Origin of the sequence: Pseudomonas sp. GD04019 (genome assembly GCF_029837695.1) — a bacterium.
Taxonomy (GTDB): Bacteria; Pseudomonadota; Gammaproteobacteria; order Pseudomonadales; family Pseudomonadaceae; genus Aquipseudomonas.
The window spans coordinates 89,297-113,163 of sequence record NZ_JAOEEA010000003.1; the positions used below are offsets into that span (position 1 = coordinate 89,297).

Annotated in this window: 28 protein-coding genes; 4 read left to right on the forward strand and 24 right to left on the reverse strand. The window is 65.5% G+C overall.

Features of this window, described 5'->3' with window-relative positions; all coding sequences use genetic code 11:
• Position 1 precedes the first annotated feature (1 nt).
• From N7607_RS05525 to N7607_RS05600, 16 genes are all read right to left on the reverse strand, one after another.
• A complete protein-coding gene (locus tag N7607_RS05525; RefSeq protein WP_279869409.1) occupies positions 2-364 on the reverse strand; it encodes a hypothetical protein in 363 nt (120 codons plus the stop codon).
• A 46-nt stretch (positions 365-410) separates the two neighbouring features.
• Positions 411-1,307, reverse strand: a complete 897-nt coding sequence (locus N7607_RS05530; protein ID WP_347881166.1) for a type II secretion system protein — start codon at positions 1,305-1,307, stop codon at positions 411-413.
• Positions 1,298-1,789, reverse strand: coding sequence for a prepilin-type N-terminal cleavage/methylation domain-containing protein (locus N7607_RS05535; RefSeq protein ID WP_279924018.1), 492 nt, complete (start codon positions 1,787-1,789; stop codon positions 1,298-1,300). Before N7607_RS05535 ends, N7607_RS05530 begins: the two co-directional genes overlap by 10 nt.
• Positions 1,786-2,217, reverse strand: a complete 432-nt coding sequence (locus tag N7607_RS05540; protein WP_279869413.1) for a prepilin-type N-terminal cleavage/methylation domain-containing protein — start codon at positions 2,215-2,217, stop codon at positions 1,786-1,788. Before N7607_RS05540 ends, N7607_RS05535 begins: the two co-directional genes overlap by 4 nt.
• Positions 2,218-2,221: 4 nt before the next feature.
• A complete protein-coding gene (locus tag N7607_RS05545) occupies positions 2,222-2,692 on the reverse strand; it encodes a prepilin-type N-terminal cleavage/methylation domain-containing protein (RefSeq protein ID WP_279869415.1) in 471 nt (156 codons plus the stop codon).
• Positions 2,693-2,719: 27 nt separating this feature from the next.
• Positions 2,720-3,232: a type II secretion system protein gene (locus N7607_RS05550; RefSeq protein ID WP_279869416.1), complete on the reverse strand. Its 513-nt coding sequence runs from the start codon at positions 3,230-3,232 to the stop codon at positions 2,720-2,722.
• Positions 3,233-3,248: 16 nt separating this feature from the next.
• On the reverse strand, positions 3,249-3,767 hold the full coding sequence (locus tag N7607_RS05555) for a hypothetical protein (RefSeq protein WP_279869418.1): 519 nt from the start codon (positions 3,765-3,767) through the stop codon (positions 3,249-3,251).
• On the reverse strand, positions 3,764-4,999 hold the full coding sequence (locus tag N7607_RS05560; protein WP_279869421.1) for a type II secretion system F family protein: 1,236 nt from the start codon (positions 4,997-4,999) through the stop codon (positions 3,764-3,766). The genes N7607_RS05555 and N7607_RS05560 overlap by 4 nt, the downstream gene beginning before the upstream one ends.
• A gap of 196 nt (positions 5,000-5,195) precedes the next feature.
• On the reverse strand, positions 5,196-6,917 hold the full coding sequence (locus N7607_RS05565) for a GspE/PulE family protein (protein WP_279864853.1): 1,722 nt from the start codon (positions 6,915-6,917) through the stop codon (positions 5,196-5,198).
• Positions 6,914-8,275, reverse strand: coding sequence for a tetratricopeptide repeat protein (locus tag N7607_RS05570; RefSeq protein WP_279864852.1), 1,362 nt, complete (start codon positions 8,273-8,275; stop codon positions 6,914-6,916). The genes N7607_RS05565 and N7607_RS05570 overlap by 4 nt, the downstream gene beginning before the upstream one ends.
• The gene (locus N7607_RS05575; RefSeq protein ID WP_279864851.1) at positions 8,272-9,204 is read right to left on the reverse strand and encodes an AAA family ATPase; all 933 of its coding nucleotides are present in this window, start codon (positions 9,202-9,204) and stop codon (positions 8,272-8,274) included. The genes N7607_RS05570 and N7607_RS05575 overlap by 4 nt, the downstream gene beginning before the upstream one ends.
• Before the next feature lie 4 nt (positions 9,205-9,208).
• Positions 9,209-10,804, reverse strand: coding sequence for a pilus (MSHA type) biogenesis protein MshL (locus N7607_RS05580; RefSeq protein ID WP_279864850.1), 1,596 nt, complete (start codon positions 10,802-10,804; stop codon positions 9,209-9,211).
• 5 nt (positions 10,805-10,809) lie between these two features.
• A complete protein-coding gene (locus N7607_RS05585) occupies positions 10,810-11,124 on the reverse strand; it encodes a Type II secretory pathway component (protein ID WP_279864849.1) in 315 nt (104 codons plus the stop codon).
• Positions 11,117-11,800 (reverse strand): type II secretion system protein GspM, encoded by a 684-nt coding sequence (gene gspM / locus N7607_RS05590; RefSeq protein ID WP_279864848.1) that lies wholly within the window; start codon positions 11,798-11,800, stop codon positions 11,117-11,119. The genes N7607_RS05585 and gspM overlap by 8 nt, the downstream gene beginning before the upstream one ends.
• Positions 11,793-12,401, reverse strand: a complete 609-nt coding sequence (locus N7607_RS05595; RefSeq protein WP_279864847.1) for a PilN domain-containing protein — start codon at positions 12,399-12,401, stop codon at positions 11,793-11,795. Before N7607_RS05595 ends, gspM begins: the two co-directional genes overlap by 8 nt.
• Complete coding sequence (locus N7607_RS05600; RefSeq protein ID WP_279864867.1) at positions 12,401-13,315, reverse strand: MSHA biogenesis protein MshI; 915 nt, start codon at positions 13,313-13,315, stop codon at positions 12,401-12,403. The genes N7607_RS05595 and N7607_RS05600 overlap by 1 nt, the downstream gene beginning before the upstream one ends.
• A gap of 104 nt (positions 13,316-13,419) precedes the next feature.
• On the opposite strand from N7607_RS05600, the gene trmL reads away from it, so the two are divergent.
• Positions 13,420-13,881: a tRNA (uridine(34)/cytosine(34)/5-carboxymethylaminomethyluridine(34)-2'-O)-methyltransferase TrmL gene (trmL, locus tag N7607_RS05605; RefSeq protein WP_279864846.1), complete on the forward strand. Its 462-nt coding sequence runs from the start codon at positions 13,420-13,422 to the stop codon at positions 13,879-13,881.
• 44 nt (positions 13,882-13,925) lie between these two features.
• Here trmL and secB read toward each other — a convergent pair whose 3' ends face one another.
• Genes secB through N7607_RS05620 form a run of 3 tightly spaced genes read right to left on the reverse strand, consistent with a single transcriptional unit; the run spans position 13,926 to position 15,100 of the window.
• Positions 13,926-14,396, reverse strand: a complete 471-nt coding sequence (gene secB, locus N7607_RS05610; RefSeq protein WP_192399979.1) for a protein-export chaperone SecB — start codon at positions 14,394-14,396, stop codon at positions 13,926-13,928.
• A 34-nt stretch (positions 14,397-14,430) separates the two neighbouring features.
• The gene (grxC, locus tag N7607_RS05615) at positions 14,431-14,685 is read right to left on the reverse strand and encodes a glutaredoxin 3 (protein ID WP_137974759.1); all 255 of its coding nucleotides are present in this window, start codon (positions 14,683-14,685) and stop codon (positions 14,431-14,433) included.
• Between the two features lies 1 nt (position 14,686).
• Complete coding sequence (locus N7607_RS05620) at positions 14,687-15,100, reverse strand: rhodanese-like domain-containing protein (protein WP_279864845.1); 414 nt, start codon at positions 15,098-15,100, stop codon at positions 14,687-14,689.
• Between the two features lie 140 nt (positions 15,101-15,240).
• Between N7607_RS05620 and gpmI the strand changes: the two genes are divergently transcribed.
• The 3 genes from gpmI to N7607_RS05635 all read left to right on the forward strand — a co-directional run bounded on the left by gpmI (position 15,241) and on the right by N7607_RS05635 (position 19,482).
• A complete protein-coding gene (gene gpmI / locus N7607_RS05625; protein ID WP_279864843.1) occupies positions 15,241-16,776 on the forward strand; it encodes a 2,3-bisphosphoglycerate-independent phosphoglycerate mutase in 1,536 nt (511 codons plus the stop codon).
• A 109-nt stretch (positions 16,777-16,885) separates the two neighbouring features.
• Positions 16,886-18,130: a murein hydrolase activator EnvC gene (locus tag N7607_RS05630; RefSeq protein ID WP_279864842.1), complete on the forward strand. Its 1,245-nt coding sequence runs from the start codon at positions 16,886-16,888 to the stop codon at positions 18,128-18,130.
• A 41-nt stretch (positions 18,131-18,171) separates the two neighbouring features.
• Complete coding sequence (locus N7607_RS05635) at positions 18,172-19,482, forward strand: S41 family peptidase (protein ID WP_279864841.1); 1,311 nt, start codon at positions 18,172-18,174, stop codon at positions 19,480-19,482.
• A 57-nt stretch (positions 19,483-19,539) separates the two neighbouring features.
• Here the strand turns inward: N7607_RS05635 and N7607_RS05640 are convergent, their stop codons facing one another.
• From N7607_RS05640 to hisA, 5 genes are all read right to left on the reverse strand, one after another.
• Entirely contained in the window at positions 19,540-20,298 is a 759-nt protein-coding gene (locus N7607_RS05640; protein ID WP_279864866.1) for an ABC transporter substrate-binding protein, read from the reverse strand.
• A 188-nt stretch (positions 20,299-20,486) separates the two neighbouring features.
• A complete protein-coding gene (locus tag N7607_RS05645) occupies positions 20,487-21,242 on the reverse strand; it encodes an ABC transporter substrate-binding protein (RefSeq protein ID WP_279864840.1) in 756 nt (251 codons plus the stop codon).
• A 257-nt stretch (positions 21,243-21,499) separates the two neighbouring features.
• Positions 21,500-22,234 carry a transporter substrate-binding domain-containing protein gene (locus N7607_RS05650; protein ID WP_279864839.1) on the reverse strand — a complete coding sequence of 245 codons (735 nt, stop codon included), beginning with the start codon at positions 22,232-22,234 and terminating at the stop codon, positions 21,500-21,502.
• Between the two features lie 98 nt (positions 22,235-22,332).
• Complete coding sequence (hisF, locus tag N7607_RS05655; RefSeq protein WP_279864838.1) at positions 22,333-23,103, reverse strand: imidazole glycerol phosphate synthase subunit HisF; 771 nt, start codon at positions 23,101-23,103, stop codon at positions 22,333-22,335.
• A gap of 17 nt (positions 23,104-23,120) precedes the next feature.
• Positions 23,121-23,864, reverse strand: a complete 744-nt coding sequence (gene hisA, locus N7607_RS05660) for a 1-(5-phosphoribosyl)-5-[(5-phosphoribosylamino)methylideneamino]imidazole-4-carboxamide isomerase (protein ID WP_279864837.1) — start codon at positions 23,862-23,864, stop codon at positions 23,121-23,123.
• Positions 23,865-23,867 lie beyond the last annotated feature (3 nt).

The window sequence follows — 23,867 nt, forward strand, 5'->3', positions numbered from 1 at the left end:
CTCATTGCTGCACCACTGCCGTTAGCTGTCTGTAGGCATAGTCCACTCGCCCGCCCGGTGCGCCATTCTGTGCTGTGGCGGTGAAGCGGAGAATGGTGATCGCCACGCCCTGCTCGTCGACATAGCCATTGCTGGCACAAGTGACGACCACGGTGAACTCGCTGAGGTTGCTACCTGCCAGGCTTGGCGAACCCGCGGCACACGCACGGGTAATGTCCGCCTGCCCGATGGCCCACTCCAAACCGCTCCGCGCCGCCTGATAGGCCCGAGCCTGCTGAATGGCCAGGCTGCTGGTGCCATGCTGATTCGCCGAGAGCCGCGCCATGGTGATCACCACCAGCGCGACGACGACGATCAGAAACATGGCGGCCACTAGGCCGAAGCCGCCGCTCGGGCGCGGCATTTCGAACCTAGGGCGCATTGTCGACATGGACCTGTTGCAGCAACTGCAGGCTCTCGCCAGCCTGGGCCAGACCGAGCGTAAGGGTCAGCAGGCCGCTGCGCTGGCTGCTACCGGGTTGATAGACGAAGCTGCAACTGGCCACGTTGGCCACCACCGGCTGAGGATTCGACCCGACAGGCGGGCTGGCCGGAATCGTCTGAGGTAGCTGATTGCTGTAGCTGTAGCGGACCAACTGGCCGTTCTGACAGCGATAACCCACTACCGCGTCGGCCAAATACAGACGACGCTGCGGGGAGGCGAAGGCGAAGCGGAAGCCGGTACTAGGTAGATTGCCCAGCGCGATCTGGCTCTCTCCTGCGGGAGCGCCTGCGATCAGGCTAAAGGTCGTGCCCGTCGGGGTGATTACACCCGGATTGTTTGTAGATGCCCAGATATTGCTGCCCGGTGCAGGAACGCCCCCGGATACGGCACCTATGTTGTACAACACCATCCAGTTGACGCCTGCCAAGTTCAACCCAGGCTCCAGCACCTGGACGCTGTCGCAACGGCCGCCAGTGGTAGAGCTGCCACATGAACCTGCAACCTCGCTGGAAAAGCGCAGACCCTCGCTGCCGACCCGGTTGGGCCGATAGCGCCCGGCACTGTGGATCAGCAGCAGCTCCATCGCTTGCCCATTGGCCGCCACACGCAAGGAGTTGGGAATCGCCAGACGCACGTCCCGGCTCATGCGGTTCAGCGCGCCGGCTGCCTGATCAACCAGCATGGCCCGGCGGCTCTGTCCGGCAAAGCCCTCCAACGGCCGCGACAGCACGGTGCTGATCATCAATGCGACCAGGCCGGCCAAGGCGATCACCATCACCAGCTCGACTAGCGTGAATCCCCTGAGGCCGACTCTCATGGGCATAGGCGGTTTCCATTTTGGTCACGGCCGTTGTAGCAGGTGCGATAGGCATCCAGCACCAGCTGCTGGCTGGCAGGGTCCGTCACTGTCACCTGGACGTAGAGTGCCTGACTGGCCGCCAGTCCGGCCCAGGCCCGCGGTGCGACGGTTACTCGTACGCCATAACCGCCCAGCGCGGCGATGGCCTGCCCGCGCGTATCGCGCGCGCCATTGTCATTCAGCCCGTTGTAATCGCAGACATTGTCGAAACTGGCCCGACTGGCCGGCGCTGCGGGGCATACCGCGCCACCGGAGTCGAGATAAGGCTGCTGCAGGATCTCCTCTAGATAGGCCTCGGCAATCGCCAGGCTCTGCTGGCGCAGCAACGGATCGGCCGAACGGCCCGTAATGGCCGCCATGGCACTGAACAGCGCAGCGGCGGCAATGCCGATGATCACGATGGTGATCACCAGCTCAACCAACGTCATGCCAACCTGGCGCCTCATTGCACCAAGCCTGTGGTCGCAGTCACGTTGATGGTGAAGGTTCCGATGGTGGCGGTAGCGGCAGTTGAAGGTTGGCCCTGGGAGCCGAAAACCACCGGAAAGGTGCTGCCGGTGACGCTGATGCCTGCAGGCAGCGCACGTGCATAAGGCGTTTGGCCATCCGGCGCCTGTACCGCAGCAGTAAAAGCGCCACTGGTACAGGCAGCAGCCTGCCGCACGCTATAGCCTGCAGCGTTTAGGTTGACCTGAATCAGACAGCCGCTCGCCACCGCCAGCTTCTGCCCGTAGCGTACGGCTGAAAGCGCTTCTTCGTAATACAGGCGCTGGTCAAACACTTGCCTGTTGAAAAAACGCGGCCCCACCACGGCGGCGAGGATGCCGATGATCACGACGACCATCACCAGCTCGACCAAGGTGAAGCCACGCATATCCTTAACAACCGTTTTCAGTAACGGTAACTGCTGGAGGGGCTGAGATAGGGGCAGTGTTATCAGTTGCAGCTGTAGCTGCTCTATAGGTGACAGTGCAGTTTGCGCGAATGGTATAGGTGACAACTGAGCCACCTGCAGCCGCACCGCCACTAGCGGTGTACGAAGAGGTATCAACGCCGGCAGCGGCAGTAATACCACCCGCCGCCAGAGCTTGCGGGTATCCGTTAACCATCACAACGTTGGTGCCGTCCAGATCGACAGCAGTACCTAAAGTGTCACCTTTGGCCAATTGAGCAGAACGAGCAATCGCTGCTGCAGATTTCAGCGAGCCAGCTAGCCCCTTCAGAGAAGCTTTACGGGCATCCCCGCCGAGATCGGCAAACCGGGGTAGCGCAAAGGCCGCCAGAATGCCCAGGATTACAATAACCATGATCAACTCGATCAGGGTAAAACCGCTTTGTTGCTTATTCATCTGATATTCCTCTTGCAGAAAATCGTGTCAACGGACGAAGGTCGTAGTAACGGTGCCGGTCGCGGAGTTGTAGACAATCCGATCCCCCGTAGTGGCGCTGATAGGCGGATCGAGTTGATAGGTGTATGTGCAGGTTGTGCCTGCCGTAGTCGCAACATAATCGACTGGAGCGGCTGGGGTGGACGTTGTGCCCACAGTGGGGGCCGAGCCCTGCAGGATCGAATTCCAGATCTGCACGCAGTTGAGCGCGCCGCCGGTGCCAATTGGCCAACCATTGGTATTCACATCGACGGTGCCGTCGCCAAAACCCGTCACATCGGTATCAGGCGTTGTATCCGTACCATTGGAGCGATTCACTTCCCATTGAGAGCGCACCAGCAGCACTGCGGAAGCCAATGCGCCACCAGCGCCATTGACTGCAGAGTCATGGGCATCCTTGGTTGCGTTCATGAATCGTGGCAATGCCACCGCAGCCAGAATGCCGAGGATAACGATCACCACCACCAGTTCGATCAGGGTAAAGCCTTTGCTGTTCTTCATCTTTCTTCCTCTGTTCTCAAAACCCTTGCGCGGCCAATTCCACGGCAGGGACCGCTTCAAGCTCCAGGGCAAAGGCGCCTCGACCGGATTGTGACGCAGTCGGCATTCCATCGGGAACCGCCAACAGCCTCCAGGCGCGCACCTCACTCCCTTCCCTTGTCCATCCGTCGGCGAATCTGGGTCGATACAGCACCCAGGCCTGGTTCTGCAGCCAGTACCAGCAACCGCTCTGCGGCTCGCCGTCTGCGGCCAGTTCGCCGCAGTAGTTGTCCTGCTGCCAACGCAGCAGCACGAACGGATTCCTCTTCTTCCATGCCTCGTCCAGCGTCCGGTCCTTCGCCATCTGTTCCGCCGCCAAATTACTCAGACTGGCGGCCAGGTGTTCGCGAGTGGCCTGCATGGCCCGCTCCTCGCTGACCTCGGCGATCTTCCAGCCCAACGCCAGCACCACGCTAATCAGCATGACCAGCGCCAGCCCCCAACCGAACAGCCGCGAACGCCGCACCCAATAGTCGGCCTCGTAGTCCGGGCTCACGCGCCGCCCTTGGCCACCGATGCCAGCTCCCACATGGGCAGGAATACGCCCAGCGCCAGGATCAGCACCATCACGCCCATGGCCACGATCAGGATAGGTTCGATGGCCGAGGCTAATTGTTTGAGGTCGTAGTCCACTTCCTGTTCATAGAAATCCGCCACCTCGACGAACAGATCATCCAGCGCGCCGGTCTCCTCGCCGACCGCCATCATCTGCAGCACCAGCGGGGTGAACAGGCCACTGGCCGACGCCGTACGGGTCAGCGCCTCGCCGCGCTCGACACCCTCGCGCATGCCGAGGATGGCCTGGCCGATATGCCGGTTGCCGACGCTCGCACTGTTGATCGACAGGGTCTGCAGCAGCGGCACGCCGGCCTTGTACATCATGGCGAAAGTGCGGGTGAAACGAGCCAGGGCGATGCGCTCGAAAATGCCGCCGACGATGGGCAGACGCAGCTTGATACGGTCCCAGCGCAACGCACCATCGTCGGTCTCTATCCACTTGAAGAAGGCGTAGAGCGCGCCACCGAACAGGATCGCCAGCAGCCACCAGAAGTCCTGGAAGAACTGCGAAGTGCCGATCAGCACTCGGGTCGGTAGGGGCAGATCGGCCTTGAACTGTTCGAATACCTTGGCGAAGGCCGGGATCACGAACAGGTTGATCACCACCAGGGCCACGCCCATCGCGGCAAGCACGAACAGCGGATAGCGGGTCGCCTGCTTGATGCGCTTGCGCGTCTCACGCTCCAGCTCCAGATAGCTGGACAGCTGGCGGAAGGCCTGGTCGAGCTGACCGGTGTTCTCGCCGACGCTGATCATGCTGATGAACAGGGTGTTGAATACCTTGGGGTGGGCATGCAGGGCCACGGCCATGCTCATGCCGCCCTCCAGGTCGGCGCGCACCGCCTGCAGCACTTCGCGGAAGTACTGGTTGCGGTGCGACTCGGCCAGGCCACCGATGGCACGGATGATCGGCACACCGGCCTTGCTCAGGCTGTACATCTGCCGGCAGAAGATGATCAGTTCTTCGAGGTCGACGCGCCTGCGGCGCAGCTTCTCGCGCAAGCTGGCGAACACATCGTCGCCGGTCTGTTCGGCCTGTTCCTCGATGGTCAGCGGCGTGATCTTCTGCGCCAGCAGATCGCTGGCCACACTGTCGCTGCTGGCGCCCTGCAGGGTGCCAACGACCTTGCCACCCTGGGCATCGCGCCCGGTGTAGCGGAACTGGCTCATGGGCGGTACTCCCCTCTCCCCACGGGAGAGGGGTTGGGGGTGAGGGACCGACCGGCGGCGCCGTTGTAGCCCGGATGCAATCCGGGAAGTAGGCGGCTCCGACCCCGGATTGCATCCGGGCTACAAGAGTGCCCTCTCCCCGGCCCTCTCCCGTAAACGGGAGAGGGGGGGGTGCGAGTGGGGCTGGAGCGGCCGCTCACGCCAGAACCTCGTCGGTGAGGGTGGCGCAGACCTTGAGCACCTCCTCCACACTGGTGACGCCGGCCAGCGCATAGTCCAGCGCACAGGCGGCCAGCGGACGATAGTTGGCGCTGGCCTTGGCCGCCTCGGCGAAGCCCTGGGGATCGTTGCGCCGTAGCGCGGCGATCATGCCTTCGTCCATTTCCAGCAGTTCGTACACGCCCAGGCGCCCGGAGTAGCCGGTGTTGTGGCACTGGTGGCAACCGGCACCGAGCTTGAAGGTACGTCCGGCCAGGGACGTACCGTTCAGGGCCTCCAGCCACGCCAGCTGTTGCGGCTGCGGCTGGTGGTCTTCCATGCAGTTCTCGCACACCCGGCGCACCAGGCGCTGGGCCAGCACGGCGTTGAGCGAGGTGGCGACGAGGAACGGCTCGGCGCCCATGTCGATCAGGCGCATGGCCGAGGTCAGGGCGTCGTTGGTGTGCAGGGTCGATAGCACCAGGTGACCAGTGAGTGCGGCGCGCAGGCCGATCTCGGCGGTCTCCTGGTCGCGCATCTCGCCGATCAGCACGATGTCCGGGTCCTGACGCAGGGCGGCGCGCAGCACGCGGGCGAAGGTCAGCTCGATCTTGGTGTTGACCTGCACCTGGTTGATCCGCGGCAGGCGGTATTCCACCGGGTCTTCCACGGTGATGATCTTCTTCTCCGGGCTGTTCAGCTCGGCCAGACCGGCATACAGCGTGGTGGTCTTGCCCGAACCGGTGGGGCCGGTGACCAGCACCAGGCCGAACGGCCGCTGCAGCAGGCGGCGGAAGCGCGCCAGCATGTCCGGCGGCATGCCGCCGGTATCCAGGCTGGAAATGCCAGCGCTCTGGTCGAGCAGACGCATCACCACCGACTCGCCGAACTGCACGGGCATGGTCGAGACCCGCACGTCGATGTTGCGGTTCTTCACCCGGATGTTGAAGCGGCCGTCCTGCGGCAGACGCTTCTCGGAAATATCCAGACCGGACATGATCTTCAGGCGCATGACCAGCGCCGAGGCGATGCGCTGTTCCTTCATCACCTGTTCGTTGAGCACGCCGTCGATGCGCTGGCGGATGCGCACCACGCCCTCGTCCGGCTCGATGTGGATGTCCGACGCCTTCATCTGCACGGCGTCTTCGAACAGGGTCTGCAGCAGGCGCACCACCGGCGCATCGCTGACGTTGTCGGCGCCGAGCTTGGACAGGTCGAAGTCGCTGTCCTGCAGCTCGCCTTCCAGCTCGCCGGCGATCGAGGCGATCTCGCTGGTGCGTCGATACACCAGGTCGAGGGTGGCCAGCAGCTCGGCCTCGCGCACCACGGCCGGGTGCACGCGGGTCTTGAGGATGCGCTCCATTTCGTCGAGGGCGAACAGGTCGAGCGCGTCGGACATGCCGACCAGCACGCCACCACCCTCGCGCGACAGGACGATGGCGCGGAAACGCCGGGCCATGGCCTCCGGCAGCGTCTGCACCAGTTGCTGGTCGAACTTGAAGTGCTTGAGTTCGATGAAGGGAATCTTCAACTGCTCGGACAGCGCGGTGAGCAGCTTCACCTCGGCGACGAAGCCCATGTCGACCACGGTGCGGCCGAGCTTGGAGCCGGTGCGTTTCTGCTCCTGCAGGGCCAGTTGCAGCTGGGTGTCGCTGATCAGGCCGGCCTGCACCAGCAGGTCGCCCAGGCGCACCTTGCGCTGACGTACGTCTTCAGTCATCCCCGACCTCCCAGCGCCGCAGCGCGTTCACTGGCGAAGCGCCGGGCGCTCTCGTCCAGCCCCAGCCCCTGCAGGGCCAGGCGATAGTGACGGGCAGCCTCGGCCGACTGGTCGAGCTGCTCCAGGGCGATGGCCAGGCCCAGCTGCCAGGTGGACTGGCTGGGGCGCAGGGCAACCATCTGCCGGTATAGCGCGGCGCTCTCCTGCCATTGCCCGGTCTGCTGGTAACTGGCGGCCAGCAGCGCGTGATAGGTCGGCTCCTGGGCCAGCGCCGGGGCGTTCTGCTCCAGGGTCGCCACGGCGCCCTTGGTGTCGCCGCCCTGCAACTGGGCGCGTGCCAGCAACAGGCGCAGCTCGGTGTCGTACGGCATCTGCGCCAGCTGTGCCGGCAGCCAGCCGAGCAGGCGTTGCTGCTGGCCGTCGGCCAGGTAGGCGCGGGCCAGCCAGCGCAGCACTTCCGGGTCGCGCCCGCGGCTCTTCTGCAACTCCTCCAGCTCGACGATGGCCTTGGCGTAGTCGCCGGCCTGGATCGCCTGGCGCGCCTTGGCCAGACCGTCCGGCCGGTAGGGCTGGATCTTCACTTCGGGCGGGCCGCTAGGCGGCTCGGCCTGCGGCGGCGCAGCGATCTGCTCGGGAGCATTGGCGGCCGGTACCGGGGCGGTGGCCCAGGCCGGCAGCGCCGGTTCGATCGGCGTCTCGCTGGCCGGTGCGGCGGCGGGCAATTGCTCCAGCGCCACTTCGTTCTCCACCGGGGCGGCGGGCTCGGCCAGGGGCACCTCGATCCACAGTAGCCAGCGATCGCCGGCCGGCTCCAGGCGATCGCTCACCTGCAGCCCTTCGCCGAGGCCGACCACCAGCACCTGCACATCCTGGCCCTGGGCCTCGACTCGCCAGGACAGGCTGCGCCCATCGCGCTGCACGCGACCGGATTGAGCCTCCCCGGCCAGCTGCACGCCCGGCAGACGCAGGCTGACCGCGCCACTCTCCTCGGTGCGCTGGTAAGGCACCGAGCGCTCCAGCAGCAGTTGCAGGGTCAGGCTGCGGCCATTGTTCTGCGGCAGCACGTCGAGCAGGCGCGGCGCGGCGACCGCCGGCACGGCAGGTACCTCCTCGCGCTTGGGCATCACGCCGCCCCAGGGAATCTGGCCGTTGACCACCCGCCCAATCATCACGCCGATCAGCACGGCAATCAGCATCACCGCCAGGAACCAGATGGAGCCCCGGCGCAGTCGTTCACTGCGCTCACGTCGCGCGGCACCGGCCTCGTCCACCGCGTGCAGGCCTTCCAGGGCCAGGCGTTCGGTGGGCGCGGCGCGACGCTCCTCGAGATCACGCAGCATGTCGTTGACCAGGCTCATGGCAGCAGCTCCCGCCACTGGCTGAGCCAGGGCCAGGCACCGACCGCCGCCAGCAGCGACAGGCTCACCGCGGCCAGCCCCCAGCCCAGCCAGGCCGGGCGCCGGCGCAGGAATGGTTGCGCGCCTTCAGTATCCAGCTGGGCCCGGCGCACATGCTCGGCGCTGACCTGGCGCCGGCCCTCGCCGAAGGCCACCATCAGCGCCTTGTGCGCGAGGATATTGATCAGCCGCGGGATGCCACCGCTGCCGCGCACCAGATGGCGGATGGCACGCGGGCCGAACAGCGGCTCGCCGCGATAACCGGCCACGGCCAGGCGCTCGTTGAGGTAGCGGGTGCAGTCCTTCACATCCAGCGGGCGCAGCTGGTAGGAGAAAGTGATGCGCTGGCGCAGCTGGCGGAACTCGTCGCGGGCCAGGGTGGCGTCCAGTTCCGGCTGGCCGAACAGCACCACCTGCAGCAGCTTGGCCTGCTCGGTCTCCAGATTGGTCAGCAGGCGCAGGCCTTCCAGGGTGGCGGCCGGCAACGCCTGGGCCTCGTCGATCAGCACCACGGTGCTGCGCCCCTCGGCGGCCAGCTGGATCAGCCGACAGTGCAGGGCATCCAGCACGGCCTGGGCGTCCAGCTCCTCGATGTTCTCGATCAGCAGTTCGCGGGCCAGGGCCTGGCGCAGGCCGACCGGGCTCATGCCCGGGTTGGGCAGGTAGGCCAGCTGGTAACGCTCGCCGGGAAGCGTGTTGAGCAGGGCGCGGCACAGCAGGGTCTTGCCGGTACCGACCTCGCCGGTCACCTTGATGAAGCCCTCACCCTCGCCCAGGGCCACGCGCAGCAGGTTGAGGCACGCCTGATAGGGCGCCAGCTGCACCAGGAAGCCGGTGTTGGGCGTCAGCGTGAAGGGTTTCTCGCGCAGACCGAAGAAGGCCTCGTACATCGCCTTACCTCAGCTCCTTGAAGGTTTCCGCACTGCGCTTGATCTCCTCGAGCCAGACGTCCTCGCTGACCACCTGCGGACGCATGAGAATCACCAGTTCGCTCTTTTGTAGCGCCTTGCGCTGCTGTTTGAACAGGTTGCCGACGATAGGCAGGGTGCTGGCCCAGGGCACTTCGGCGTCGGTGTTCTGATTGTTGTTCTGCAGCAGTCCGCCGATCACCACCACCTGGCCGCTGCGGGCTCGCACGATGGAGTCGGACTGGCGCGAGGTGGACAGCGCCAACGGCAGGTTGAAGACGTTGTCCTCGCCCAGGACGATAGTCTTGTTCTGATCCACCACGCGACTGACGGTCGGCCGCACGTGCAGGGTGACCACGTCGTTCTGGTCGATCTGCGGGGTCACGTCCAGCGAGATGCCGGAGAAGAACGGCGTCAGGGTCACGTCCTGGGTCGGCTGGGTGACGCCGGCGACAGTGGTGGTGGAGCTGTTGGACGAGACCTCGGTGACGAAGAACTCGTCGGTGCCGACCTTGATCACCGCCTTCTGGTTGTTCAGCGTGGAGATGCGCGGGCTGGACAGCACGCGCACCTCGCCCTGGGTCTGCAGCAGCTGGATCAGCCCGGTGAAGTCGCCGAAGCTGAGCACCGTGCTGAACACCCCGTCGATATCGGTCGGGCCGTCGATGGTGTCACCATCGACGCCCGCACTGACGTCACCGCCGATCTTTTCCCAGCTGATGCCGGCCTGGAAGCCATCGTTGAGCTGTACTTCGAGAATCTTGGTCTCCAGCACCACCTGGCGCTGCAGGTTGCGCTGGGCCTGCTCCAGGAAGCGCACGACGTTTTCCTGGTCGGCGCTGTTGGCGCGTACCACCAGCAGGCTGGCCTGCGGGTTGACCACCACGCTGTTGCCCTCCTCGCCGCCGACTATGGCCTGCACCACGCCCTCGACTTCCTTCCAGAAGTCGACGTTGCTGGTGGTCACTACCTTGCTGGCGTTGAGGGTGGTCACCGAGCGGTCGCTGCTGGAGCTGCCGCCGTCATCGCTGGAGCTGGAGTCGCTCTCTGTGCTTTCCACCTGGCCGGAGCTGACCCGGGTGTCCGACTCGCCCAGGCGCTGCAGGTTGAGGTAGTTGAGGTCGTAGCTGCGGGTGACCACCTTGTTAGGCAGGATCTGGTAGCCGTAGCTGGTGCGGCGGTAGTCATAGCCGTAGCTGTCGCGTACGGCGGCCAAAACTTCTTCCAGGGTGACCCGGCGCAGGCTGAAGGTGATGGTGCCAGTCACTTCCGGGTGCACCACCAGGTTCTGTCCGGCGCCTTCCATCAGGCTGAGGAAGAACTCGCGGGCCGGCATGTCCTTGGCGGCCACGTCGAAACGCGGGCCGCTGCTGAAGCTGGTGCTGCTGGTCAGCGGCGGCAGCAGGGCGGCCTGCACGGCGGGCGGCGGCGCCACCTTGCCCTGGGCCTGCTGCAGGCTCTCGTCGAGCAGCTTGCCACTTTGCTCGTAGAGCTGCTTGTCGCCATCGATGAAGGTCTGGCAGGCGCTGAGCAAGCATGCCAGGCCTAGCAGCAGGCCTCGTTTCGGCAGTATGGGAGTCATGGGCATCATCGGCTCGGTTTCATAACGGGTTCGGCCAGGCGCAGCACTTCACGCTGCCCCTGGCGCTCGATCAATACGGAATGCGGGTGGATGGCCAGCACGCGCAGGCCCGCGCGTTCTTCGCCGACGCGCAGGCTGTGGCCATCGATGACCGCGCGGCTGCCCTGGGCGCCCCGCAGGATGGCCTGCAGGACCAGGGCGGCGGGCGCCTCGGCGGCGCTGCTGGCCGGGCGCAGATTGGCCGGCGGCTGGGTCGGATCGACCGCCGCCTGGGCCGCGGCACAAGCCAGCAGCAAACTGAGGAACAAGGCTCTAGACACCGACCCATCCCGCCTTGCGGCTCAAGGTGAAGAGTTTCAGGCTGATCTGCGCGCGACTCGGGCCGGCCTCGCCGACCTCGTAGTCGAGGCTGTCCCAGTTCAGCTTCCAGCCGCTCTGCTGCACGGCCTGCAGATACTGCAGCAGGTCGAAATAGCCGCCCTCCAGCTGCAGCACCAGGCCGTGACGATAGAGGGTGGCCGGCAACGGCGCCGGGGCCTCGACGGCCTGACCGGGAATAGCCACCGGCTGGCTGGCATCGGGCAGCTGCACCGGCTCGCTGAAGCTGCGCATGCCCATCAGGCTCAGGCCCTGCTGGGCCTGCAGCAGGCTCTCCAGCACGGCCTTCATCTTCTCCGGCGTCACCAGTTCGGCAGTGCTGGTATCGATCTGGCGGATCAGCTCCTCGCGGCTGGCCGAGGCCGCCAGCAGGGCGCTGCGATAGGGAATGTTGGGGTCGGCAGCCAGCCTGGCCTGCAGGTCGGCGATGCCGCTCTGCGCTTCGGCAACGCGGCCGTTGGCGAGCTGGACCGCGGCCTTTTGACTGGCCACCCGCGCAGCCAGCGGGTCGCCGATCAGCAGCAGATAGAGCATGCCCAGCACCGCCACGCCGACGCCATAGGTCAGCCATTGCTCGCGGGCGGCCATGCCCTGCCAGCGTTGCAGCCACTTATTCATCGTCCTTCTCCTGATCGGCGGGCCGCGAGGACAGGTCGAAGTCGAGCAACTGGTCTTCGCCGCGCTGCACATCCAGGCGCGCGAACTCGCGCCCCTTGAATACCGGGCTGCGGCCCAGGGCGTCCAGGTATTGCGGCAAGAGTTGCTGATTCTGGCTGCGACCCTGCAAGCGCAGTTGCAGGCCACCGTCCTGCAGATGAATGCCGTTCAACCACAGGCCACCCTGCGGGTGATGCTCGGCCAGTGCCTTGAGCGGCGCGACGAAGCCTGCGCTCTGCTGCTCCGAGAGCACCTGCAGATAGGCGATCAGGCGCTGCAGTTGGCGATTGCCCGTCTCGCTGGCCGCCAGCTCGCCGGGCAGGCGATCATCCAGCTGCGGCTCGACGAAGCTGGACTTGGCCGCCGCCAGCAGCGTCTCCTGCTCCTGGGCCGCCGCCTCGGCGGCCACCAGGCTCTGCCCGGCCTGATGCAGCTGCCAGCCCTGCCAGGCGGCATGCAGCAGGCAAAGCAGCGCCAGCACGCCCAGGCCAAGCAGCATCTGCGCCTTCTGTGGGCCGGCACGGCGCTGGCGTTCGACCTGATAGAGGTTGAGGTTCTGCATCAGAGAACCTCCTGGCGCAGGGCGGCGCCGACTGCGGCCATGCAGTAGGCCTGCTGGGAGTCATCCAGCTCGGCACTGGCCTGGCCGGGGAAGAGTTCGCGCAGGTCCAGCGCCTGCAGCTTGACCGCCAGGCCGGCGGTGAGCGCCTGCAGCGCCGCGGCGCCATCGCGCTTGGCCGGCAGCAACAGCAGTCGATTGATATAGCCCTTGCCCAGCTGGCTCTCGAAATAGTCGAGCGAGCGCTGGATCTCCAGGGTCACGGCGCCGTAGTCGCCGCTGGCTTTCTCCAGGCCCTGTTCGATGCGCCGCGCCATGTACAGGTCGGCGCCGTTCTGTACGCAGATCAGGCCTTCGCTGGAGCGCAGGCGCAGCAGGGCGATGTTCATGCCCTCGGCACCGGCCAGCAGGCCGAGGTTGCGGAATGCCATCTCGGTGACATCGATGCTGCGCAGTTCCAGCCCGGCCTGGTCGATCAGATCGCCCCAGGCCTGCATGCGCGCGCGCCCCAGCACGGCGCAATAGGCCATGCGCGAGCGGCCGCGATAGGCGTCGTCAGGCAGGGTGAAGGCATCCACCACCACCTGCTCCAGAGATTCGGCGATCAGGTCCTTGACCCGCCAGCGCATGGCATCGCGCAGCTCTTCGGCGGGCACGTCGGGGGCATCGAGCAGGAGCATCTGGTAGGTGGCCGGGTGCAGCACCAGGTTGACCGCCATGCCGGCGAGGCCGCGCTCGGCCACCAGGCTTCTCAACACGGCAGGTTGCTCGGCCGGAGTGGCTGGATGGAACAGGCAGTCGAGCAGACGCGGCGCCTCACCGGGCGAGCGCTGGACCCGCGCCAGGGCGATGCCCTCGGGGCCGGTCTCGATACCCAGTAATCCGTCCGCTGTCTTTCTTCTTTTCGCGAACCACACCAACTGCGAAATCCCCCTGCGTCCTGCCGTCGCTTGCCCTGCATGGGCGAGTCGCGCCAGGTGCATTGTAGAATGGTGGCTACAGACCTACCTGAGCCCGATCAATGTTCCATGTCGTCCTGTTCCAGCCGGAGATCCCACCGAATACCGGCAACATCATCCGCCTGTGCGCCAACACCGGTTGCCACCTGCACCTGATCGAGCCGTTGGGCTTCGACCTGGATGACAAGCGCCTACGCCGCGCCGGCCTGGACTACCACGAATACGCGACATTAAAACGCCATCACTCGTTGGACGACTGTATCACAGCGATTCACCCCGACAGAATATTGGCATTCACCACTAAAGCTAGTCACAGCTACGCGCAAATGGAATACCGAGCGGGCGATATGCTGCTGTTCGGCCCGGAAAGCCGCGGCCTGCCGGCCGAAGTACTGGCGCAGATTCCCGACGAACAGCGCCTGCGCATGCCGATGCGCCCGCAATGTCGCAGCCTGAATCTGTCCAACGCGGTGGCCGTGGTGGTCTACGAAGGCTGGCGCCAACTGGATTTCGCCGGCTCCTGAAACGAAAAAGCCGCCTCGCGGCGGCTCTTCGCATGCGACGCAGATCAGGCCTGTTCGGTGGCCTGTTGCTGGCGCTGCAGCTCCTGGGCGTACAGGGCATCGAAGTTCACCGGCGACAGCATCAGGGCCGGGAACGAGCCGCGGATCACCAGGCTGTCCAGCGCCTCGCGGGCGTAGGGGAACAGGATGTTCGGGCAGAACGCGCCGAGGGTGTGGCTCATGGAGGCGGCGTCCAGACCCTTGATCAGGAAGATGCCGGCCTGCTGCACTTCGGCGATGAAGGCGATTTCTTCGCCGGTCTTCACGGTCACCGAGAGAGTCAGCACCACTTCGTGGAAGTCGCCGTCCAGGTGCTTCTGCTTGGTGTTGAGGTCCAGAGCGACGCTCGGCGCCCACTCCTGACGGAAGATTTCCGGGCTCTTCGGCGCTTCGAAGGACAGGTCCTTCACATAGATGCGCTGCAGGGAGAACTGTGGGCCTTCGTTGCCGTTGCTTGCTGCTGCTTGTTCGGTCATGGCGATTCTTCTTGTTTCGGGTTGCTGAAGGGGTTCAGGCGCCGAGCAGGGCGTCGAGCTTGCCGGCGCGCTCCAGGGCAAAGAGGTCGTCACAGCCACCGACATGGGTGGCGCCGATCCAGATCTGCGGCACCGAGGTGCGCCCGGCCTTGCGCGTCATCTCGGCACGCACCTGGGGCTGGCCGTCCACGCTGATCTCGCGGAACGCCACACCCTTGCCGCTGAGCAACTGCTTGGCGCGGATGCAGTAGGGGCACCAGGCGCTGGAGTAGACGACGACCTCGTTCATGTCACTTGACTACCGGCAGGTTGTCGCTGCGCCAGCTGGCGATGCCGCCACCCAGCTTGGCCGCGGTGAAGCCGGCTTTCTTCAGGTCGCGAGCGACGCTGCCGGCGTGCTGACCCATGGCGTCGACCACGATGATGGTCTTGGCCTTGTGCTTCTCCAGCTCGGCGATGCGGCTGGCGACCTTGTCGAACGGGATGTTCAGGGCATCGACGATATGGCCGCCGGCGAAATCCTTGCTGTTGCGAATGTCCAGCACCACCGCCTCGTCGCGGTTGACCAGCGCGGTCAGCTCACGGCTGGACAGGCTCTGCCCGCCCTTGCGCAGCTCGGTGACCAGCAGCAGCACCGCCAGCACGACGAAGCAGCCGGCCAATGCATAGTGGTTAGTGGCAAATTCAATCAGTTGGGCCAACATCGGGAGGTTCCAAAGCCTTAAAATGGCGGCCAGTATACACAGCGCGCCCATCGGGCCAAGCCCCGCCCGGCGGTGACGCGGCGGGCTTCCGCCGCTAAAATGCGCGACCTTTTTTGATCATCCATAGCGAGCCAGCTTTCATGAGCGCCACGCCAAAACCCCTGGTCCTGATCATCCTCGACGGCTTCGGCCACAGCGACAACCCCGAATACAACGCGATCCACGCGGCCAACACACCGGTCTACGACCGCCTGCGCGCCACCTATCCGCACGGACTGATCTCCGGCAGCGGCATGGACGTGGGCCTGCCGGACGGGCAGATGGGCAACTCCGAGGTCGGCCACATGAACCTCGGCGCAGGCCGCGTGGTGTACCAGGACTTCACCCGGGTGACCAAGGCGATCCGCGATGGCGAGTTCTTCGAGAACACCGAGATCAATGCCGCCGTGGACAAGGCCGTCGGCGCCGGCAAGGCCGTACACATCCTCGGCCTGCTCTCCGACGGCGGCGTGCATAGCCATCAGGACCACCTGGTCGCCATGGCCGAACTGGCCGCCCAGCGCGGTGCCGAAAAGATCTACCTGCACGCCTTCCTCGACGGCCGCGACACCCCGCCGAAGAGCGCCCAGCCTTCCATCGAGCTGCTCGACGCCACCTTCGCCAGGCTCGGCAAAGGCCGCATCGCCAGCCTCACCGGCCGCTACTTCGCCATGGACCGCGACAATCGCTGGGACCGCGTCGAGCAGGCCTACCACCTGATCGTCGAAGGCCAGGGCCAGTTCAATGCCGCCAGCGCCGTCGAAGGTCTGGCCGCCGCCTACGCCCGCGACGAGAGCGATGAGTTCGTCAAGGCCACCACCATCGGTGAGCCGGTGAAAGTCGAAGACGGCGACGCCGTGGTGTTCATGAACTTCCGCGCCGACCGTGCCCGCGAGCTAACCCGCACCTTCGTCGAGGCCGACTTCAAGGAATTCGAGCGCAAGCGCGTGCCGCAACTGGCCGGCTTCGTCATGCTCACCCAGTACGCGGCGAGCATCCCGGCGCCCAGCGCCTACAAGCCGGAGCCGCTGACCAACGTGCTCGGCGAGTACCTGGCCAACAACGGCAAGACCCAGCTGCGCATCGCCGAGACCGAGAAGTACGCCCACGTCACTTTCTTCTTCTCCGGCGGCCGTGAAGAGCCCTTCACCGGCGAAGAACGCATCCTCATCCCGTCGCCGAACGTCGCCACCTACGACCTCAAGCCGGAAATGAGCGCACCGGAAGTCACCGACAAGATCGTCGACGCCATCGAGAATCAGCGCTTCGACGTGATCATCGTCAACTACGCCAATGGCGACATGGTCGGCCACACCGGCGTGTTCGCTGCCGCCGTGGCCGCCGTCGAGACCCTGGACAGCTGCGTCGGCCGCATCGTCGCCGCGCTGGACAAGGTCGGCGGCGAAGCGCTGATCACCGCCGACCACGGCAACGTCGAGCAGATGGAAGACGAGTGCACCGGCCAGGCGCACACCGCGCACACCTGCGAGCCGGTGCCCTTCATCTATGTCGGCAAGCGCCCGGCGACCATCCGCGCCGGTGGCGTGCTGGCCGACGTGGCGCCGACCCTGCTGACCCTGATGGGCATGCCGGTGCCGGCCGAGATGACCGGCAAGACCATCGTCCAGCTGCAATAACCCGGAGCAATCCGTGAAGCGCTCGCCGGCTGCCGCCGGCGGGCGTTTTTTTTGCCCGGCGCCACGGGCATACTAGGCCCCTTCCCCCGCCCCAGGTGCCGCATCGCCCATGTTCCGCGCCCTTACTCTCGTCCTCCTGTCCTGCCTGCTCGCCCCGGCCTTAGCCGACGAGAAGGCGGAAACCCAGAAGCAGCTGGAAGCCGCCCGCAGCGATGTAGCCGAGCTGAAAAAGCTGCTGGAGAAGCTGCAGCAGGAGAAATCCGGCGTGCAGAAGGAGCTCAAGCGCACCGAGAAGGAAATGGGCGGCCTGGAGAAGCAGGTCAAGGGCCTGGAGGACGAGCTGAAGAAGAGCGAGGAGGAGCTCAAGCGCCTCGACCAGGAGAAAAAAAAACTCCAGCAATCGCGCCTTGAACAGCAACGGCTGATCGCCATCCAGGCCCGCGCCGCCTACCAGAGCGGCCAGCAGGAGCCGCTGCGCCTGCTGCTCAACCAGCAGCAGCCGGAGCAGTTCGCGCGCACCCTCACCTACTACGATTACCTCGGCAAGGCCCGCCTGGAACAACTGGGCGCCTTCAACGAGACCCTGCGCCAACTGGCCAACGTGGAAGCCGATATCGCCAACCAGCAGAACCAGTTGCTGGAGCAGAAAGGTGCGCTGGACAGCCGCCGCGAGGCCCTCGCCGCCGTACGCAAGGAGCGCCAGGCCGCCCTGGCCAAGCTGAACAAGGAATACGGCGCCGGCGACCGCAAGCTCAAGGCACGCGAGCAGGAACAGATTGAGCTCGCCCGTGTTCTCAAGACCATCGAGGAAACCCTGGCCCGCCAAGCGCGTGAGGCCGAAGAAGCACGCCGCCTGGCCGCTCTGGAAGAACAACAGGCACGCAACCCCAACAGCAAGCCACTGCCGCTGGGCCCTGCGGTCTCCAGCGATGGCGCCAGCTTCGGCGGGCCATTCGCCAAGGCTAAGGGCAAGTTGCCGTGGCCGGTCAACGGCCGACTGGTGGCGCGCTTCGGCTCCACCCGTGATGGCGACTCCCGGGCCAAATGGGACGGCGTCATGATCGGCGCCAGCGCCGGCAGCCAGGTGCATGCGGTGCATGGCGGGCGCGTGGTGTTCGCCGACTGGTTGCGCGGCGCGGGGCTTCTGGTCATCCTCGACCACGGTAACGGTTATCTGAGCCTGTACGGCCACAATCAGAGTCTGTTGAAGGATGCCGGCGACCTGGTGCAGGCCGGCGAGGCCATCGCCACGGTCGGCACCAGCGGTGGCCAGGACACCCCGGCGCTGTATTTCGCCATTCGCCAGCAGGGTCGCCCGAGCGATCCGGCGCAATGGTGCCGCGCCCAGGGATGACAGCCTTACGCTGTCAGCGCCTCATTACATTGGGAGTTCACATGCAGCAATTCCGTCGTCTCACCCCCATCGCCCTGGCCGTCAGCCTGCTGCTCGGCAGCCCCGCCGTGCTGGCCGCCGAAGTTGTCGAGGCGCCCGCCGCCGCGGTCAATGGCAAGGCGCCGCTGCCGCTGGAAGAGCTACGCACCTTCGCCGAGGTGATGGACCGCATCAAGGCTGCCTACGTCGAGCCGGTGGACGACAAGACCCTGCTGGAAAACGCCATCAAGGGCATGCTCAGCAACCTCGACCCGCACTCCGCCTATCTGGAGCCGGAAGCCTTCGCCGAGCTGCAGGAGAGCACCAGCGGCGAGTTCGGCGGCCTCGGCATCGAAGTCGGCACCGAAGACGGCTTCATCAAGGTGGTCTCGCCGATCGACGACACCCCCGCCTCCAAGGCCGGCATCCAGCCGGGCGACCTGATCGTCAAGATCGACGGCCAGCCGACCAAGGGCCTGTCGCTGATGGAAGCGGTGGACAAGATGCGCGGCAAGGCCGGCAGCAAGATCAACCTGACCCTGGTGCGCGAGGGCGGCCGCCCGTTCGACGTCGAGCTGACCCGCGCGGTGATCAAGGTCAAGAGCGTGAAGAGCCAGCTGCTGGAGGACGGCTACGGCCTGATCCGCATCACCCAGTTCCAGGTCAACACCGGCGAGGAAGTCGGCAAGGCCCTGGCCAAGCTGCGCAAGGACAACGGCAAGAAGCTGCGCGGCCTGGTGCTGGACCTGCGCAACAACCCCGGCGGCGTGCTGCAGGCGGCGGTGGAGGTCTCCGACCACTTCCTCAAGAAGGGCCTGATCGTCTACACCGAGGGCCGCATCGCCAACTCCGAGCTGCGCTTCAACGCCGACCCGGCCGACGCCAGCGAAGGCGTGCCGCTGGTGGTGCTGATCAACGGCGGCAGCGCCTCGGCCTCGGAGATCGTCGCCGGCGCCCTGCAGGACCACAAGCGCGGCGTGCTGATGGGCACCGACAGCTTCGGCAAGGGCTCGGTGCAGACCGTGCTGCCGCTGAACAACGACCGTGCCCTGAAGCTCACCACCGCGCTGTACTTCACCCCCAACGGCCGCTCCATCCAAGCCCAGGGCATAGTCCCGGACATCGAGGTGGCGCGCGCCAAGCTGACCCGCGAAGAAGGCGGTGAGCTGATCAAGGAAGCCGACCTGGCCGGCCACCTGGGCAACGGCAACGGCGGCGCGGACAAGCCGAGCAACGGCAAGAAGAAGCACGACCCGCGCCCGCAGGACGACGACTACCAGCTGAGCCAGGCACTGAACCTGCTGAAAGGCCTGAGCGTCACCCGCGGCGACTGACGCCAGCGGCGAAAACAAAAAACCCGGGCAAGCCCGGGTTTTTCATGCGCGCAGAATTTACTGCACGTAGCTCTGGAAGATCTGGTCGACCTTGCCACTGGCGCGCAGGCCGTCGAGAGCCTTCTGCAGGCGCTGGATCACTTCGTCCGGGGTCTCCGGGTTCAGCGCCAGGTACAGCTGGGCGCTGTCGAAGCGCAGGACGGTCTTCAGACCGGTGATGCCCTCCTGCTTGGCCAGGTAGCGGCCGGCGGGATCGCCAGTGGCCCACAGGTCGATCTTGCCTTCCTGCAGCTTGTGCGCATTCTCCTGGTCGCGGAACGAGCTGACTGGATCCAGGCCCTGCTTGATCAGGTGTTCCTCGATGGCGTCGCCCTTGTAGGCGCCAACTCGGTAGGACTTGGCCTGCTCCAGGCTGATCAGATTGATGGTGCTATCGGCCTTGGCCAGCATGACCCAGTCGTCCGGGCCGATGGGGCCCACCCACTTGAACAGCTTCTCGCGCTCCGGCAGCTTGGCCATCACGAACGCGCCGTTGTTCGGGGTTTCCAGGGCCATCTTGTAGACCCGCGCCCAGGGGAAGCGCAGCGTCATGGTGTACGGGATGCCGGCCGCCTTGAAGGTTTCGCGCACCACGTCCACCGCGATGCCGGTGAGGTTCTCCTCACGGGCGAAGTTCTTGCCGTTGGTCGCCATGTTGTAGGGCGGGAAGTTCTCGGTTTGCAGCACCACCTTGTAGTCGGCGGGCAGCTCGGCTCGCGCCAGGGTGGACAACAGCAGGCCCATGCCCAGCAACACCATGGTCAGTCGCTTCAACAACATATCCGTAATCCTTGACAGTCGGGAGAGGCGGGAGAGCATGCGCCCTCCGGTGCCCGCAAGGCGGCTATGGCCACGGGGCGGCAGAAGGTTAGCACGAACCGGCCAGCAGTGGCGGTGTGCCGCCACTGCCCGGCGGGCGGGCGCCAATCGCGCTGCGCCAGGACGTGGCGCGGCGCCCGGAAGGCTTACAGATAGTTGTTGGTGATCTCGTCGACGAAGCCTTCGCCACGCAGCTCATCCAGGGCCTTCTGCAGGCGCTCGACCACCTCGTCCGGGGTCTCCTTGTTCAGCGCCAGGAACAGCTCGGCACTGTTGAAGCGCAGCACCACCTGCAGACCGCTGGCGCCTTCCTGCTTGGCCAGGTAGCGGCCGACCGGATCGGTGGTGGCCCACAGATCGATCTTGCCGCTCATCAGCTTGGCCACGTTCTCCTGGTCACGCAGGGAGTTGATCGGGGTCAGGCCCTTGCTCTCCAGGTGCTGGCTGACGGCGTCGTTCTTGTAGGCGCCGACGTTGTACTTGCGCGCCTCTTCCAGGTTGTTGACCTTGATCGTGCTACCCGGCGCGGCGAGCAATACCCACTCGCTCTTGGCCAGCGGGCCGACCCACTTGAACAGCGGCTTGCGCTCTTCGGTGAAGGTGGTGGAGAACAGCCCGTAGTTGGCCTTGTCCAGGGTCAGGCGATAGATGCGGTCCCAGGGAAAGCGCAGGCTCAGGTTGTAGCCGATGCCGGCACGCTTGAACATTTCGCGCACGATGTCGGCGCTGATGCCGTCGATGCTGTCGTCGCGGGCGAAGTTCTTGTCGTCGATGGCCATGTTGAACGGAGGGAAGTTCTCCGTCAGCAGGACCATTTTGTAGTCTTCGGAGATTTCGGCTCGTGCTCCGCCGGCCACTACCAGCAGGCCGAGAAACAGCGCCTTGTGCAGATACTTCAACATTGCAGTACAGCTCCAGAGTTGTGATTGTTTGGGCGACTTCTCTGCAAGTGGCCGACCACGGGGCGTTGCGCCCTGGGCGGCTCCGACCGGCACGCGGACCGGCGCAGTGGGAAGCGCGCATAGTGCCACGCCGTCGGCCAACTACGTTGAACTGCGTCACGCCGGCCGTTGCCGAGGAAATCGCTCGCGGCGCAAAGGCACGCAAGAAGCGAACCAACCCTGGGACGGCGGACGCCTATGCCAGTCGGCGGCGTGGATCAGTACTTCTGGGCGATGGCCTGCAGCTGGCCCTCGCTGCGCAGCTGCTCGAGGGCGGTGCGCAGCTTGTCCACGGTGGCGTCCGGCGTCTGCTTGTTGAGCGCCAGGTAGAGATCGCCACGACCGAAGGTCAGCACCACGCGGAAGTCCTTGTAGCCCTGCTGACGGGCCAGGTACTGGCCGGCGATCGAGGAAGTCACCCACAGGTCGATCTGGCCTTCGGCCAGGCGCACCGGGTTTTCCTTGTCGTACAGCGACTGCTGCACGTCCAGACCGGCCTCGACCACCTTCTCGCTGGGCGCATCGCCCTTGTAGCCACCCAGCCGGTACTGCTTGGCCTGGTCCAAGCTGCTCAGCTGGATCGGCGAATCCGCGCGGGCGAGCAGCACCCAGTCTTCGCTGGCGATGGGGCCGACCCACTTGAACAGGTCCTCGCGCTCCGCCGTACGTGCCACCGAGAACAGGCCGTAGCCGGCATCCTTGAGCGCCTGGTTGTAGACCCGCTCCCAGGGGAAACGGAGAATCTGCTGGCACTCGATGGCCGCGCGCTGGCAGACCAGACGCATGGTCTCGGAGTTGATGCCATTGATGCCCTCGTCGCGGGCGAAGTTGCCGCCACTGACGGCCATGTTGAAGGGCGGTAGATTTTCCGTGAGCAGCACCAGCGACTCGGCACGCGCCTGGGTGGTGCCGACCAACAGCAGGAACAGGGCCAGCATCCTTGGGAACAACATAGAAACTCCTTGCAGATAGGGGCGTTCGCGAGCGCGAACTGACCCTGGCATTTTAGCCGGCCCTACTGAAGGTGGTTAGCGACTCCCGCACAGGTGCTTCAGCGCACCACGATGCCGCGGCTGGCCAGGTAGGCCTTGGCTTCCGGCACGCTGTATTCGCCGAAGTGGAAGATGCTGGCGGCCAGCACCGCATCGGCCTTGCCTTCGAGAATGCCGGCGGCCAGGTGTTCCAGGTTGCCGACACCGCCGGAGGCGATTACCGGAATACCCACCATCTCGCTGATGGCACGAGTCACGCCAAGGTCGTAGCCGCTCTTCACGCCGTCCTGATCCATGCTGGTCAGCAGGATCTCGCCGGCGCCCAGATCTTCCATCTTCTTCGCCCAGAGCACGGCGTCCAGGCCGGTCGGCTTGCGCCCGCCGTGGGTGAAGATTTCCCAGCGGCCCGGCTCGCCCGGTGCGGAGACGCGCTTGGCGTCGATGGCGACGACGATGCACTGGGAGCCGAAGCGATCGGCGGCCTCGCCGACGAACTCGGGGTTGAACACCGCTGCAGTGTTGATCGAGACCTTGTCCGCGCCGGCATTCAGCAGGTTGCGGATGTCCTGCACGGTACGCACGCCGCCACCCACGGTGAGCGGGATGAATACCTGGCTGGCCATGCGCTCCACCGTGTGCAGCGTGGTGTCGCGACCATCGACACTGGCGGTGATGTCGAGGAAGGTAATCTCGTCGGCGCCCTGCTCGTCGTAGCGACGGGCGATTTCCACCGGGTCGCCGGCGTCGCGGATGTTCTCGAACTGGACGCCCTTGACCACGCGACCGTTGTCCACGTCGAGGCAGGGGATGATGCGCTTTGCCAGTGCCATGCTATAGCTCCGTCGACTTACTCGACCTTGTTCTTCAGGTCGCAGATGGCCTGGGCCTCGGCCACGTCCAGGGTGCCTTCGTAGATCGCGCGACCGGTGATCGCACCGACGATGCCGCGATTGTTGGTGTCCAGCAGGGCCTGGATATCGCCGATGTTGTGGATGCCGCCGGAAGCGATCACCGGGATGCGGCTGGCGTTGGCCAGGGCCACGGTTGCCGGGATGTTGCAGCCCTGCATCATGCCGTCTTTGGCGATATCGGTATAAACGATGGCGGAGACGCCGTCGGCCTCGAAGCGCTTGGCCAGGTCGGTGGCCTGCACGCTGGAGACTTCGGCCCAGCCGTCGGTGGCGACGAAGCCGTCCTTGGCATCCAGGCCGACGATGACCTTGCCCGGGAAGGCCTTGCAGGCGTCGGTGACGAACTGCGGGTCTTTCACCGCCTTGGTGCCGATGATCACGTAGCTGACGCCGGCGCGCACGTAATGCTCGATGGTCTCCAGGGTGCGGATGCCGCCGCCGATCTGGATCGGCAGGTTCGGGTAGCGCTTGGCGATGGCGGTGACCACCTCGCCGTTGACCGGCTGGCCCTCGAAGGCGCCGTTGAGGTCGACCAGGTGCAGGCGACGGCAACCGCCCTCGACCCACTTGGCGGCCATGCTCACCGGGTCATCGGAGAACACCGTGGAGTCTTCCATGCGGCCCTGGCGCAGACGCACGCAGGCGCCGTCCTTGAGATCGATAGCGGGGATAATCAGCATCGC

What these genes read in the sequence shown, in the direction of transcription:
- gspM (WP_279864848.1), bottom strand. Translation starts at nt 11,800, where the DNA reads ATGAATAAGTGGCTGCAACGCTGGCAGGGCATGGCCGCCCGCGAGCAA.
- N7607_RS05620 (WP_279864845.1), bottom strand. Translation starts at nt 15,100, where the DNA reads ATGTTGGCCCAACTGATTGAATTTGCCACTAACCACTATGCATTGGCC.
- N7607_RS05645 (WP_279864840.1), bottom strand. Translation starts at nt 21,242, where the DNA reads ATGTTGAAGTATCTGCACAAGGCGCTGTTTCTCGGCCTGCTGGTAGTG.
- N7607_RS05540 (WP_279869413.1), bottom strand. Translation starts at nt 2,217, where the DNA reads ATGCGTGGCTTCACCTTGGTCGAGCTGGTGATGGTCGTCGTGATCATC.
- N7607_RS05570 (WP_279864852.1), bottom strand. Translation starts at nt 8,275, where the DNA reads ATGAGCCTGGTCAACGACATGCTGCGTGATCTCGAGGAGCGTCGCGCC.
- N7607_RS05630 (WP_279864842.1), top strand. Translation starts at nt 16,886, where the DNA reads ATGTTCCGCGCCCTTACTCTCGTCCTCCTGTCCTGCCTGCTCGCCCCG.
- N7607_RS05575 (WP_279864851.1), bottom strand. Translation starts at nt 9,204, where the DNA reads ATGTACGAGGCCTTCTTCGGTCTGCGCGAGAAACCCTTCACGCTGACG.
- N7607_RS05550 (WP_279869416.1), bottom strand. Translation starts at nt 3,232, where the DNA reads ATGAAGAACAGCAAAGGCTTTACCCTGATCGAACTGGTGGTGGTGATC.
- secB (WP_192399979.1), bottom strand. Translation starts at nt 14,396, where the DNA reads ATGACCGAACAAGCAGCAGCAAGCAACGGCAACGAAGGCCCACAGTTC.
- N7607_RS05595 (WP_279864847.1), bottom strand. Translation starts at nt 12,401, where the DNA reads ATGCAGAACCTCAACCTCTATCAGGTCGAACGCCAGCGCCGTGCCGGC.
- N7607_RS05525 (WP_279869409.1), bottom strand. Translation starts at nt 364, where the DNA reads ATGTTTCTGATCGTCGTCGTCGCGCTGGTGGTGATCACCATGGCGCGG.
- N7607_RS05580 (WP_279864850.1), bottom strand. Translation starts at nt 10,804, where the DNA reads ATGACTCCCATACTGCCGAAACGAGGCCTGCTGCTAGGCCTGGCATGC.
- N7607_RS05560 (WP_279869421.1), bottom strand. Translation starts at nt 4,999, where the DNA reads ATGAGCCAGTTCCGCTACACCGGGCGCGATGCCCAGGGTGGCAAGGTC.
- N7607_RS05650 (WP_279864839.1), bottom strand. Translation starts at nt 22,234, where the DNA reads ATGTTGTTCCCAAGGATGCTGGCCCTGTTCCTGCTGTTGGTCGGCACC.
- grxC (WP_137974759.1), bottom strand. Translation starts at nt 14,685, where the DNA reads ATGAACGAGGTCGTCGTCTACTCCAGCGCCTGGTGCCCCTACTGCATC.
- trmL (WP_279864846.1), top strand. Translation starts at nt 13,420, where the DNA reads ATGTTCCATGTCGTCCTGTTCCAGCCGGAGATCCCACCGAATACCGGC.
- N7607_RS05545 (WP_279869415.1), bottom strand. Translation starts at nt 2,692, where the DNA reads ATGAATAAGCAACAAAGCGGTTTTACCCTGATCGAGTTGATCATGGTT.
- N7607_RS05535 (WP_279924018.1), bottom strand. Translation starts at nt 1,789, where the DNA reads ATGAGGCGCCAGGTTGGCATGACGTTGGTTGAGCTGGTGATCACCATC.
- N7607_RS05565 (WP_279864853.1), bottom strand. Translation starts at nt 6,917, where the DNA reads ATGACTGAAGACGTACGTCAGCGCAAGGTGCGCCTGGGCGACCTGCTG.
- gpmI (WP_279864843.1), top strand. Translation starts at nt 15,241, where the DNA reads ATGAGCGCCACGCCAAAACCCCTGGTCCTGATCATCCTCGACGGCTTC.
- N7607_RS05635 (WP_279864841.1), top strand. Translation starts at nt 18,172, where the DNA reads ATGCAGCAATTCCGTCGTCTCACCCCCATCGCCCTGGCCGTCAGCCTG.
- hisF (WP_279864838.1), bottom strand. Translation starts at nt 23,103, where the DNA reads ATGGCACTGGCAAAGCGCATCATCCCCTGCCTCGACGTGGACAACGGT.
- hisA (WP_279864837.1), bottom strand. Translation starts at nt 23,864, where the DNA reads ATGCTGATTATCCCCGCTATCGATCTCAAGGACGGCGCCTGCGTGCGT.
- N7607_RS05530 (WP_347881166.1), bottom strand. Translation starts at nt 1,307, where the DNA reads ATGCCCATGAGAGTCGGCCTCAGGGGATTCACGCTAGTCGAGCTGGTG.